The organism is Planococcus liqunii (assembly GCF_030413595.1).
GTDB classification, from domain to species: Bacteria; Bacillota; Bacilli; order Bacillales_A; family Planococcaceae; genus Planococcus; species Planococcus liqunii.
The window spans coordinates 79181-91708 of sequence record NZ_CP129238.1 but is presented as its reverse complement, the minus strand read 5'-3'; the positions used below and the strand labels follow the sequence as shown (position 1 = coordinate 91708).

Here is a 12528-nt window from a genome sequence, read left to right as displayed (position 1 = left end):
AAGGTTCATTTGAATAAAAATAATGGTGGAGCCTAGCGGGATCGAACCGCTGACCTCCTGCGTGCAAGGCAGGCGCTCTCCCAGCTGAGCTAAGGCCCCATTGAATGGTCGGGAAGACAGGATTCGAACCTGCGACCCCTTGGTCCCAAACCAAGTGCTCTACCAAGCTGAGCTACTTCCCGAACTGAAACTGCTGAGTTGAAAATATGGCGCGCCCGAGAGGACTCGAACCTCTAACCGCTTGATTCGTAGTCAAGTACTCTATCCAATTGAGCTACGGGCGCTTCTTATGATATAGGAGAAAACCTACGGTTTTTTTGCTTAATGGTGCCGAGGACCGGAATCGAACCGGTACGGTAGTCACCTACCGCAGGATTTTAAGTCCTGTGCGTCTGCCAGTTCCGCCACCCCGGCTTAGGGTCAGCAAGATTGTGCAAAAAAATGGAGCGGAAGACGAGGTTCGAACTCGCGACCTCCACCTTGGCAAGGTGGCGTTCTACCACTGAACTACTTCCGCAAAAATGGTGCGGGTGAAGGGAGTCGAACCCCCACGCCCGAAGGCGCTAGATCCTAAGTCTAGTGCGTCTGCCAGTTCCGCCACACCCGCGTGGCAATAATGAAGTTGTAAAAATGGTGAGCCATGAAGGATTCGAACCTTCGACCCTCTGATTAAAAGTCAGATGCTCTACCAACTGAGCTAATGGCTCAAACATGAGTGGTGCCGGAGAAAGGACTTGAACCCTCAACCTACTGATTACAAGTCAGTTGCTCTACCAGTTGAGCTACTCCGGCGAAAGAGAAAAAATGGTGGAGGATGACGGGATCGAACCGCCGACCCTCTGCTTGTAAGGCAGATGCTCTCCCAGCTGAGCTAATCCTCCATTATGTATGCCCAGCAATGTCCTACTCTCACAGGGGGAAACCCCCAACTACCATCGGCGCAAAAGAGCTTAACTTCCGTGTTCGGGATGGGAACGGGTGTGGCCTCTTTGCCATCATCACTGGACTGGATTGTTTTTGAAAGACAAGTTTTATTATACCAAGTCTACAAGGTATTGCAAGCTTTTTTTTCAAAAAACCTGCGGCTTGTGCCTTCAAAACTGGATATGCGACATATGAAAACAACGGTGTTTGGTTAAGTCCTCGATCGATTAGTATTCGTCAGCTGCACGCATCGCTGCGCTTCCACCCCGAACCTATCTACCTCATCGTCTTTGAGGGATCTTACTTGCTTGCGCAATGGGAAATCTCATCTTGAGGGGGGCTTCGTGCTTAGATGCTTTCAGCACTTATCCCGGCCACACATAGCTACCCAGCGATGCCCCTGGCGGAACAACTGGTACACCAGCGGTGTGTCCATCCCGGTCCTCTCGTACTAAGGACAGCTCCTCTCAAATTTCCTGCGCCCGCGACGGATAGGGACCGAACTGTCTCACGACGTTCTGAACCCAGCTCGCGTACCGCTTTAATGGGCGAACAGCCCAACCCTTGGGACCGACTACAGCCCCAGGATGCGATGAGCCGACATCGAGGTGCCAAACCTCCCCGTCGATGTGGACTCTTGGGGGAGATAAGCCTGTTATCCCCGGGGTAGCTTTTATCCGTTGAGCGATGGCCCTTCCATGCGGAACCACCGGATCACTAAGCCCGTCTTTCGACCCTGCTCGACCTGTACGTCTCGCAGTCAAGCTCCCTTGTGCCTTTACACTCTGCGAATGATTTCCAACCATTCTGAGGGAACCTTTGGGCGCCTCCGTTACTCTTTAGGAGGCGACCGCCCCAGTCAAACTGCCCGCCTGACACTGTCTCCCGCCCCGATCAGGGGCGTGGGTTAGAATTTCAATACAACCAGGGTAGTATCCCACCGACGCCTCCCCCGAAGCTGGCGCTCCGGGTTCTCTGGCTCCTACCTATCCTGTACAAGTTGCACCAAAATTCAATATCAGGCTGCAGTAAAGCTCCACGGGGTCTTTCCGTCCTGTCGCGGGTAACCTGCATCTTCACAGGTACTATAATTTCACCGAGTCTCTCGTTGAGACAGTGCCCAGATCGTTACGCCTTTCGTGCGGGTCGGAACTTACCCGACAAGGAATTTCGCTACCTTAGGACCGTTATAGTTACGGCCGCCGTTTACTGGGGCTTCAGTTCGCACCTTCGCTTGCGCTAAGCACTCCCCTTAACCTTCCAGCACCGGGCAGGCGTCAGCCCCTATACGTCACCTTACGGTTTTGCAGAGACCTGTGTTTTTGCTAAACAGTCGCCTGGGCCTATTCACTGCGGCTCTCTCGGGCTATACACCCTACCAGAGCACCCCTTCTCCCGAAGTTACGGGGTCATTTTGCCGAGTTCCTTAACGAGAGTTCACTCGCTCACCTTAGAATTCTCTTCTCGCCTACCTGTGTCGGTTTGCGGTACGGGCACCTCCCGCCTCGCTAGAGGCTTTTCTTGGCAGTGTGAAATCAGGGACTCCAGGGCGCAATGCCCCTTGCCGTCACAGTTCAATGTTTGCGGAAACGGGATTTGCCTCGTTTCCCACCTTGCTGCTTGGACGCGCTCAACCAACGGCGCGCTCGCCTTATCCTTCTGCGTCCCCCCATTGCTCAAACGGCGGGGAGGTGGTACAGGAATATCAACCTGTTGTCCATCGTCTACGCCTATCGGCCTCGACTTAGGTCCCGACTGACCCTGAGCGGACGAGCCTTCCTCAGGAAACCTTAGGCATTCGGTGGACGGGATTCTCACCCGTCTTTCGTTACTCATACCGGCATTCTCACTTCTAAGCGCTCCACGGATCCTTCCGGTCCCGCTTCGACGCCCTTAGAACGCTCTCCTACCACGGACATCTGAGATGTCCATCCACAGCTTCGGTAATCCGTTTAGCCCCGGTACATTTTCGGCGCAGTGTCACTCGACCAGTGAGCTATTACGCACTCTTTAAATGATGGCTGCTTCTAAGCCAACATCCTGGTTGTCTAAGCAACGCCACATCCTTTTCCACTTAACGGATATTTGGGGACCTTAGCTGGTGGTCTGGGCTGTTTCCCTCTTGACTACGGATCTTATCACTCGCAGTCTGACTCCCAAGCATAAATCACTGGCATTCGGAGTTTGTCTGAATTCGGTAACCCGGGATGGGCCCCTAGTCCAAACAGTGCTCTACCTCCAGGATTCTCAATCTTGAGGCTAGCCCTAAAGCTATTTCGGAGAGAACCAGCTATCTCCAGGTTCGATTGGAATTTCTCCGCTACCCACACCTCATCCCCGCACTTTTCAACGTGCGTGGGTTCGGGCCTCCAGTAAGTGTTACCTTACCTTCACCCTGGACATGGGTAGATCACCTGGTTTCGGGTCTACAACTGCATACTCATTCGCCCTATTCAGACTCGCTTTCGCTGCGGCTCCGGCTTCTCACCTTAACCTTGCATGCAATCGTAACTCGCCGGTTCATTCTACAAAAGGCACGCCATCACCCATAAACGGGCTTTGACTAGTTGTAGGCACACGGTTTCAGGATCTGTTTCACTCCCCTTCCGGGGTGCTTTTCACCTTTCCCTCACGGTACTGGTTCACTATCGGTCACTAGGTAGTATTTAGCCTTGGGAGATGGTCCTCCCGGATTCCGACGGAATTTCACGTGTTCCGCCGTACTCAGGATCCACTCAGGAGGGAAGCGATTTTCGGCTACGGGGCTGTTACCCACTGTGGCGGACCGTTCCAGGTCGCTTCGCCTAACCGCTTCTTTTGTAACTCCGTATTGAGTGTCCTACAACCCCAAGAGGCAAGCCTCTTGGTTTGGGCTGATCCCGTTTCGCTCGCCGCTACTCAGGGAATCGCATTTGCTTTCTGTTCCTCCAGGTACTTAGATGTTTCAGTTCCCTGGGTCTGCCTTCTCATGTGCTATGAATTCACACATGGATACCGCCCCATTAAAGGCGGTGGGTTCCCCCATTCGGAAATCTCCGGATCAAAGCTCACTTACAGCTCCCCGGAGCATATCGGTGTTAGTGCCGTCCTTCTTCGGCTCCTAGTGCCAAGGCATCCACCGTGCGCCCTTTCTAACTTAACCATTAGAAAGTCGACCGATAAATCGGTCTCATCACTCGTGTTGCTTGTTTTCGTTGTTTCAATGTCGTCATATCCAGTTTTCAAAGAACAAGTTTGAAGTTCCAACTCGGCATCGCCGAAGGTGAACCTTCAAAACTGAACGCAAAACGTCAACCGGAGCGTAAGCTCCGTTCCGAGATTATCCTTAGAAAGGAGGTGATCCAGCCGCACCTTCCGATACGGCTACCTTGTTACGACTTCACCCCAATCATCTGTCCCACCTTCGGCGGCTGGCTCCACAAGGGTTACCTCACCGACTTCGGGTGTTACAAACTCTCGTGGTGTGACGGGCGGTGTGTACAAGGCCCGGGAACGTATTCACCGTGGCATGCTGATCCACGATTACTAGCGATTCCGGCTTCATGCAGGCGAGTTGCAGCCTGCAATCCGAACTGAGAACGGTTTTCTGGGATTGGCTCCCCCTCGCGGGTTGGCAGCCCTTTGTACCGTCCATTGTAGCACGTGTGTAGCCCAGGTCATAAGGGGCATGATGATTTGACGTCATCCCCACCTTCCTCCGGTTTGTCACCGGCAGTCACCTTAGAGTGCCCAACTGAATGCTGGCAACTAAGATCAAGGGTTGCGCTCGTTGCGGGACTTAACCCAACATCTCACGACACGAGCTGACGACAACCATGCACCACCTGTCACCGCTGTCCCCGAAGGGAAAGCCCTGTCTCCAGGGCGGTCAGCGGGATGTCAAGACCTGGTAAGGTTCTTCGCGTTGCTTCGAATTAAACCACATGCTCCACCGCTTGTGCGGGCCCCCGTCAATTCCTTTGAGTTTCAGCCTTGCGGCCGTACTCCCCAGGCGGAGTGCTTAATGCGTTAGCTGCAGCACTAAGGGGCGGAAACCCCCTAACACTTAGCACTCATCGTTTACGGCGTGGACTACCAGGGTATCTAATCCTGTTTGCTCCCCACGCTTTCGCGCCTCAGCGTCAGTTACAGACCAGAAAGTCGCCTTCGCCACTGGTGTTCCTCCACATCTCTACGCATTTCACCGCTACACATGGAATTCCACTTTCCTCTTCTGCACTCAAGTCCCCCAGTTTCCAATGACCCTCCACGGTTGAGCCGTGGGCTTTCACATCAGACTTAAAGGACCGCCTGCGCGCGCTTTACGCCCAATAATTCCGGACAACGCTTGCCACCTACGTATTACCGCGGCTGCTGGCACGTAGTTAGCCGTGGCTTTCTGGCGAGGTACCGTCAAGGTGCCAGTAGTTAATTGGCACGGTTTCTTCCCTCGCAACAGAGTTTTACGATCCGAAAACCTTCATCACTCACGCGGCGTTGCTCCGTCAGACTTGCGTCCATTGCGGAAGATTCCCTACTGCTGCCTCCCGTAGGAGTCTGGGCCGTGTCTCAGTCCCAGTGTGGCCGATCACCCTCTCAGGTCGGCTACGCATCGTCGCCTTGGTGGGCCGTTACCCCACCAACTAGCTAATGCGCCGCGGGCCCATCCTGCAGTGACAGCCGAAACCGTCTTTCCGTAACCTCCCAGGAGGGAGGTCAAACTATTCGGTATTAGCACCGGTTTCCCGGAGTTATCCCGATCTGCAGGGCAGGTTGCCCACGTGTTACTCACCCGTCCGCCGCTAAACGCTTGGAGCAAGCTCCAAGTGTTCCGCTCGACTTGCATGTATTAGGCACGCCGCCAGCGTTCGTCCTGAGCCAGGATCAAACTCTCCATTATAGAGAACCGATTGCTCAAATTCTGCTGGCGTCTCGCCGTTCCGAAGAACGCACGAGTCGCTTGATCTGGCCGAAGCCTGATCAGTACATTTGCGCGGGCCGTTTTGCGCGGCCGTTGCTATCTGTTGACGTTTTGCTGTTCAGTTTTCAAGGTTCATGTTTTGTGTGCCGCTCATTGGCGACTTTTCAATATTACCAGCTTCTTTTTGAGAAGTCAATAATAAATTTCAAATATTTTTTCGTGTGTTTTAAATCTGAAAAACACGACATCAACTAATATATCATTACTCCCCGATTCATGCAACACTTTTTTAAAAATAAATCGACTCAAAACCAATATTGATTTTGAGTCGACCTGTTCATCTCTTATTACGACGTCCTCGATCATACAAATCAGTCGCGCGGACGCATTTGAGGGAACAATAAAACGTCTCTAATAGAAGCCGAATTCGTTAACAACATAATCAAGCGGTCAATTCCAATTCCGAGACCACCTGTAGGCGGCATACCAAATTCCAATGCTTCAATAAAGTCTTCATCCATTTCATGCGCTTCGTCATTGCCTTCTGCTTTTTCAACCAATTGAGCTTCAAAGCGCTGGCGCTGATCGATCGGATCATTTAACTCGGTAAAAGCATTCGCATGCTCACGACGGACAATAAACAATTCAAAACGGTCCGTAAAGCGCTCGTCTTCCGGATTCTTCTTAGCTAACGGAGAAATCTCCACTGGGTGTCCGTATACAAAAGTAGGCTGAACCAATTCTTCTTCTACTTTCTGTTCAAAGAATTCGTTTAAGATATGGCCTACTTCCATAGTAGGTTTAATTTCAATGCCGTGCTCTTTGGCAAGTTCTTGAGCTTCTTCTTTCGACATTTGCTTCCAGAAGTCGACTCCGGTATATTCTTTGACGGCATCGGCCATGTGCAGACGTTTCCAGCCTGGTGCCAAGTTGATCTCATCTTCACCGTATTGAACAGTAGTTGTTCCAAAGACTTCTTGTGCAACATGTGCAATCAAGTTTTCAGTTAGAGCCATGATGTCGTTATAGTCTGCATACGCTTCATATAATTCAAGCATTGTAAATTCCGGGTTATGGCGGGTAGAGATTCCTTCATTACGGAAGACACGGCCGATTTCATATACTTTCTCCAATCCCCCGACAATCAAACGCTTCAAGTGCAGCTCGATAGCGATACGGATATATAGTTCCATATCCAGAGCATTGTGATGTGTAATGAACGGACGGGCTGCCGCTCCCCCTGCGATGGAATGCAGCATCGGCGTTTCCACTTCTAGGAACCCTTGGTTATCCAGGTAGCGGCGCATCGATTGGATGATGCGGCTGCGCAAAATAAACGTTTCTTTGCTAGATTCACTTGTGATCAAGTCTAAATAGCGCTGGCGGTAGCGTTGCTCTACGTCTTTTAAACCGTGGAATTTTTCCGGAAGCGGACGAAGCGCTTTTGTTAAAAACGTCACTTCTTTCGCTTTAATGGATAATTCCCCAACGTTTGTTTTGAAGACTGTTCCTTTCACGCCCAGGATGTCGCCTAAATCTACTGTGTTGTATAAGTCATAGGCTTCGTCACCGATTGCATCTTTACGGACATAAATTTGGATTTGGCCTTTTAAATCTTGAACATGGGCAAAGCCTGCTTTCCCTTTTCCACGCTTCGTCATAATGCGGCCTGCTATTACTACTTCATGCGGATTTTCTTCAAGTTCCTCTTTAGACAGCTCGCCGTATTGACTGATGATATCCTCTGAAGAATGGGTGCGTTCAAAACGCGCGCCGAATGGATCGATTCCCTGATCTTGAAAAGCTTGCATTTTTTGGCGTCTCACCAATATTTGATCATTTAACTCTTCTGACATGTCCTACACTCCTTTGTATTTAAAAACCACGCTCGTTCGTGTATTTATCTATTGTACACAATTTCTATTCGTTAGACATAAAAAAGCTGCCACAAAATCATGGCAGCTTGTCTTTCAAAATTAAACCCTACTGCTCAAAGCTTAACGTTCTGCCAGTTCTACCGCAGAAATGCATCGACACCTTCGTAAGTTTTCCATAGCTGGACACCTTCCGGATTCGGAGGATTGGTCGCTAATGACGGATTCACTTCTAATAAAGGAATCAGAACAAAAGCCCGTTCGTGCATCCGAGGGTGCGGAACGATGAGCCGCTCTGATTCCATATTGTCTTGATTATACAATAAAATGTCAAGGTCAATTGTCCGCGGCCCCCACCGCACGATCCGCTTGCGCTGAAGTTTTTGTTCCACTTCCTGGCAGACTTCCAATAATTCCAGTGCCGGAAGTTTTGTCCGGACATGGACTACCATATTTAGAAAGGGTTCCTGCTCGGTAAAGCCTACCGGTTCTGTTTCGTAGAGGGAAGAAATCGCTGCTACGTCAATCGATGGATGTTCCGCCAGCATCCGGACTGCTTGCTTGAGCATGTCCAGCCGGTCCCCCATGTTCGAGCCGAGCGATAAATAACTTTCATTCATGCAAATTCTCCTCGCGTCAGTTCAATGGCAACCGACTTGTAATGGCCTGGAATCGGCGGATCCGGTTTAATCATTTGCACACGAATCCCTTTCACGAGCGGAAATTGAGAAAGGATGCCTGCAGCCACGTCTTCCGCCACCGCTTCCACCAGCTTTTTCGGCTCACCTTCCACAATACGGCGGCACACTTCGTAAACTTCCCCATAATGGACAGTATGCACGAGGTCGTCTGTTTCTCCAGCCTTTTTCAAATCAACCGCAAGCGAAACCGTCAAACGAAATCGCTGGCCCAATTTTGTTTCTTCAGGAAACACTCCGTGGTACCCGTAAAATTCCATATCGTTCACATGAATATAATCCATTACTCCACTCCTTTGTATGTTTGCTTGCCGGTTAATACATCGAGCATACGGACAGCGCGGCTTGTTTCTTTCACATCGTGGACGCGCACAATCTGACAGCCTTTTTCTACTCCGTAGCAAACAGTGGCAAGCGATCCTTCCAGTCTTTCACTTACCGGGACATCGAGCACTTTTCCAATGAACGATTTGCGGGAAGTTCCAAGCAAGACCGGATAGCCAAGGGCAACAAACTGATCCAGGTGCCGCATCATTTCAATGTTATGGTATGTTGTCTTGCCGAAACCAATGCCCGGATCGAGCCAAATCTGCTCTTTTGAAACTCCAGCCTCCAGTGCAATTTGAATGCTTTCGTCTATATCCTGCTTAACGTCTGTCCAGAAATCCATGTATAACGCTTCGTTACGGTTGTGCATCAAAATAATTGGCACATTTCGCTTCGCCGCTACTTTGGCGATTCCCGGCTCGTATTTTGCGCCCCAGATGTCGTTGATGATATGGGCTCCGGCTTCAACGGCCGCGTCGGCCACCGCTGCTTTGTATGTATCGATTGAAATATAAGCGTCCACTTCCTTCGCCAAAGCCCGAATGACCGGAACTACACGTCCGATTTCTTCTTCATCAGAAATCAGCGTATAGCCTGGACGGGTAGATTCGCCGCCCACGTCAATAATATCTGCTCCGTCTGCCACCATTTGTTTGGCTCGGTCTACCGCCTGCTCCACAGTCGAATAGCTGCCGCCATCTGAAAAGGAGTCTGGAGTGATGTTTAAAATACCCATCACCCAAGTTTTTTCATTGAAGTTGATTGTCAATTTTTCCACCTTCCAGTTCTGTAATTTCTATTTCCCGGGAAATAGCTCCGTCGCTGCCCTTATCTTAACGCGTATTGAAAATCGCCACAATAAAAGAGCATGCACAAGGCATGCTCTTTTAGATTCAAATTTAATTGTTTTCTTCGAATTGATAAAGCGGTGTGCTCAAGTAACGTTCGCCGTTTGACGGAATGATCGCCAATACTTTTTTGTCTTTTCCAAGGCGCTTCGCCACTTGAAGCGCTGCGTAAATCGCTGCCCCTGAAGAAATTCCTCCAAGGATGCCTTCTTCACGTGCTGCCTTGCGGGCCGCTTCAAACGATTGGTCGTTTGTCACTTGGATGATTTCGCTGTAGATTTCTGTATCCAAAATATCCGGTACAAAACCTGCCCCGATCCCTTGGATTTTATGCGGTCCCGGTTTGCCGCCAGAAAGCACCGGCGAGTCTGTCGGTTCCACAGCTACAATGTGGATATCCGGATACTTTTCTTTTAATACTTCACCGGCTCCTGTAATGGTTCCACCTGTTCCGATTCCTGAAATAAATGCATCCAGCTGATCGCCCATCGCTTCGACGATTTCAGGTCCCGTCGTTAAACGGTGCACTTCCGGATTCGCTTCGTTTTTAAATTGCTGCGGCATAAACCAGCCGTTTTCATTAGCTAGTTTTTCAGCCGTCTTGATAGCCCCATTCGGTCCGTTCATGCCGTCCGGCCCTGGAGTCAATACAAGTTCCGCTCCGTAAGCGCGCAGAAGATTGCGGCGCTCCATGCTCATCGTTTCCGGCATTACCAGAACTGATTTGTAGCCTTTTGCTGCTGCGATCATGGCTAAGCCGATGCCGGTGTTGCCGCTTGTCGGTTCGATAATGGTGTCGCCTTCTTTTAGCTTTCCTTCTTTTTCAGCCGCCTCAATCATAGCCAATGCAATACGGTCTTTTACGCTGCTGCCAGGGTTAAAATATTCTAATTTCAAATATACGTCTGCATCTTCAGCACCCGTCATACGGTTTAATTTTACGATAGGGGTTTGCCCGATCAATTCAGTTATAGAATTTCCAATACGCGCCATTTTTCAACACTCCTAATTCCTAGTAGTTTTATCTGCATTATACTCCCTTTATCGTATCAATATTAATTGTTTAATGTCAAACTGTACGAATTATGAGAAAAAAGGCACTTCCCGGAGGAAATGCCTTTTCGTTATTCCCCGTAAAACCATTCAGCGTCAAACTCTTTCCAAAACGCTTCCGGTGTTACAGACTGGGGCAGCTGCTCAAGTGCCAGTTCGCGGCTGATGTGATCTTTAACTTCTTTGAATGAAAATGTTTGCCCTTTTGCTTTTTCCGTCACCGAGATAATAGCGGTGCGGCCGTCTTTCAGCTTGAGCGGATCTGAGTAGCCATCCACTTTTACCGAAGTGACCGTTTCGGCAATAGCCGGGTCTACCGAGTTTTGATCGGCGGAAATGTAGCCGATGTCGCCGCCCAAGCTTCCGGTTGCTGTATCAAGGGAACGTTCACGTGCTAGCGCTTCAAATGAAGAACCGTTCTCCAGTTCAGAAAGAGCTTCTTCCGCATCTTTTTCGGAATCTACCACAATCATGCGCGTGCGGTATGCATCTTCCACATCATAAAGCGACTGGTTTTCTTTATAGAACTTTTCGATTTTGTCTTCTTTTATCACAATATCTTTGGTCAGGACTTTTTCAAGGATTAATCGGGCTTTCACTTTGTCCTTCAACAATTCTGGATCATCTCCGGCCAAAGTGGATTCGGTACGGTCCTGTCCGGAGCGAAGCATCGCCAATTCCAATTCAATTTCTTTCTCGCTGACCTTAATGTCGTATTCTTTTGCTGCCGTTTCCATCACTTTTTGGTTAACCATTTCCAGCAATACATCGCGGCCGTATTGTTCTTCCATCGCTGCCATCCACTCTCCCTGGGTAATAGCTTCACCACTGACCGAAGCGACTTCTTCGGTGTTTTCAGGGGCATTGGGAATCAGCCAGGCAATAAACCATAAAAGATTGGCGATAAACAGCACAAGGATCATGAACAAAAGCGGTCCGGATTTCAGTCTTTTTTTAGGGCGCCCTGCAGATGTGGTTGCCGGAGGTGCAGTAGGGCGTCTCCGATTATAATTTGAGCTCATCGATGAAAGATTCCAACTCCTCTTTAGAATAACGATAGGTTTCCAGGCAGAAATGGCATTGTGCTTCCGCCATGCCGTCTTCTTTGATCATGTTCTGAATTTCATGCTGTCCAAGCCCGAGGATGCCCGCAGCAAACCGTTCTTTCGAGCAATTGCATTCGAATTTCACCGGCATTTTTTCCAGTATTTGAATATTTCCCTTTCCAAGCACTTCTTCCAAAATTTCTTCAGGGGACAAGCCGCGCTGAATCATTTTTGAAACCGGTTCGATGCTGGAGAGGCGTGCTTCAATTTTGGATATCGTTTCGTCATCTGTATCTGGCATTAATTGAACAATAAAGCCGCCTGCTGCTAGAATCGAGTTATCCGTATCCACCAGCACACCAAGCCCTACCGAAGAAGGCACTTGTTCTGAAATGGCCATGTAGTACGTAAAGTCTTCAGCGATTTCGCCGGAAACAATCGGCGTTTGGCCCGTGAAATTGTCCCGGAGCCCCAAGTCTTTCACAACTGCGAACATGCCTTCCGTCCCTACAGCACGGCGCACGTCCAATTTGCCTTTTTCGTTCAACTCAAAATGCGTTTGCGGGTTGGTGACATAGCCCCGCACTCCGCCTCTGGCATTGCTGTCCACCAGGATTGCACCGAGAGGGCCATTGCCGTCCACTTTGATGGTGACTTTGTTGTCCCCTTTAAGCATGGCGCCCATCATTACGCCGCCCGTCATTGTTCTGCCGAGGGCTGCCGAAGCAGTCGGCCAGGTCATATGGCGCTTTTGCGCCTCTGCCACTGTTTGAGTTGTATCGACTGCAAAAGCGCGGACACTGCCATTAAAGCCCAGTCCTCGCACTAAATAATCTCCCATATCCATCATCGTTCCTT

Annotated in this window: 7 protein-coding genes, 9 tRNA genes and 3 rRNA genes; all 19 read right to left on the bottom strand. The window is 49.9% G+C overall.

Features of this window, described 5'->3' with window-relative positions:
• Positions 1 to 23 precede the first annotated feature (23 nt).
• The 19 genes from QWY22_RS00445 to hslO all read right to left on the bottom strand — a co-directional run bounded on the left by QWY22_RS00445 (position 24) and on the right by hslO (position 12511).
• A tRNA-Ala gene (locus tag QWY22_RS00445) sits at positions 24 to 99 on the bottom strand.
• Between the two features lie 6 nt (positions 100 to 105).
• Positions 106 to 182, bottom strand: a tRNA-Pro gene (locus QWY22_RS00440).
• 25 nt (positions 183 to 207) lie between these two features.
• Positions 208 to 284 (bottom strand) — tRNA-Arg (locus QWY22_RS00435).
• Between the two features lie 41 nt (positions 285 to 325).
• Positions 326 to 414, bottom strand: a tRNA-Leu gene (locus QWY22_RS00430).
• A gap of 28 nt (positions 415 to 442) precedes the next feature.
• A tRNA-Gly gene (locus QWY22_RS00425) sits at positions 443 to 517 on the bottom strand.
• A 5-nt stretch (positions 518 to 522) separates the two neighbouring features.
• Positions 523 to 607 (bottom strand) — tRNA-Leu (locus QWY22_RS00420).
• Between the two features lie 24 nt (positions 608 to 631).
• Positions 632 to 707: transfer RNA gene (locus tag QWY22_RS00415), tRNA-Lys, on the bottom strand.
• Positions 708 to 716: 9 nt separating this feature from the next.
• Positions 717 to 792: transfer RNA gene (locus tag QWY22_RS00410), tRNA-Thr, on the bottom strand.
• A 13-nt stretch (positions 793 to 805) separates the two neighbouring features.
• Positions 806 to 881 (bottom strand) — tRNA-Val (locus tag QWY22_RS00405).
• Positions 882 to 890: 9 nt separating this feature from the next.
• Positions 891 to 1006 (bottom strand): 5S ribosomal RNA (gene rrf, locus QWY22_RS00400).
• 125 nt (positions 1007 to 1131) lie between these two features.
• A 23S ribosomal RNA gene (locus QWY22_RS00395) occupies positions 1132 to 4066 on the bottom strand.
• 187 nt (positions 4067 to 4253) lie between these two features.
• A 16S ribosomal RNA gene (locus QWY22_RS00390) occupies positions 4254 to 5803 on the bottom strand.
• Together the 16S, 23S and 5S rRNA genes with 9 tRNA genes alongside form the textbook arrangement of a ribosomal RNA operon.
• A gap of 392 nt (positions 5804 to 6195) precedes the next feature.
• Positions 6196 to 7680 (bottom strand): lysine--tRNA ligase, encoded by a 1485-nt coding sequence (gene lysS / locus QWY22_RS00385; RefSeq protein WP_300982478.1) that lies wholly within the window; start codon positions 7678 to 7680, stop codon positions 6196 to 6198.
• Positions 7681 to 7838: 158 nt separating this feature from the next.
• Positions 7839 to 8318: a 2-amino-4-hydroxy-6-hydroxymethyldihydropteridine diphosphokinase gene (folK, locus tag QWY22_RS00380; RefSeq protein ID WP_300982477.1), complete on the bottom strand. Its 480-nt coding sequence runs from the start codon at positions 8316 to 8318 to the stop codon at positions 7839 to 7841.
• A complete protein-coding gene (folB, locus tag QWY22_RS00375; protein WP_300982476.1) occupies positions 8315 to 8680 on the bottom strand; it encodes a dihydroneopterin aldolase in 366 nt (121 codons plus the stop codon). The genes folK and folB overlap by 4 nt, the downstream gene beginning before the upstream one ends.
• On the bottom strand, positions 8680 to 9459 hold the full coding sequence (folP, locus tag QWY22_RS00370) for a dihydropteroate synthase (protein WP_300984299.1): 780 nt from the start codon (positions 9457 to 9459) through the stop codon (positions 8680 to 8682). Before folP ends, folB begins: the two co-directional genes overlap by 1 nt.
• 163 nt (positions 9460 to 9622) lie before the next feature.
• Positions 9623 to 10564, bottom strand: coding sequence for a cysteine synthase A (cysK, locus tag QWY22_RS00365; protein WP_300982475.1), 942 nt, complete (start codon positions 10562 to 10564; stop codon positions 9623 to 9625).
• A gap of 131 nt (positions 10565 to 10695) precedes the next feature.
• A complete protein-coding gene (locus QWY22_RS00360; protein WP_300982474.1) occupies positions 10696 to 11646 on the bottom strand; it encodes a peptidyl-prolyl cis-trans isomerase in 951 nt (316 codons plus the stop codon).
• Positions 11630 to 12511: an Hsp33 family molecular chaperone HslO gene (gene hslO / locus QWY22_RS00355; protein ID WP_300984298.1), complete on the bottom strand. Its 882-nt coding sequence runs from the start codon at positions 12509 to 12511 to the stop codon at positions 11630 to 11632. Before hslO ends, QWY22_RS00360 begins: the two co-directional genes overlap by 17 nt.
• Between the last annotated feature and the right edge of the window lie 17 nt (positions 12512 to 12528).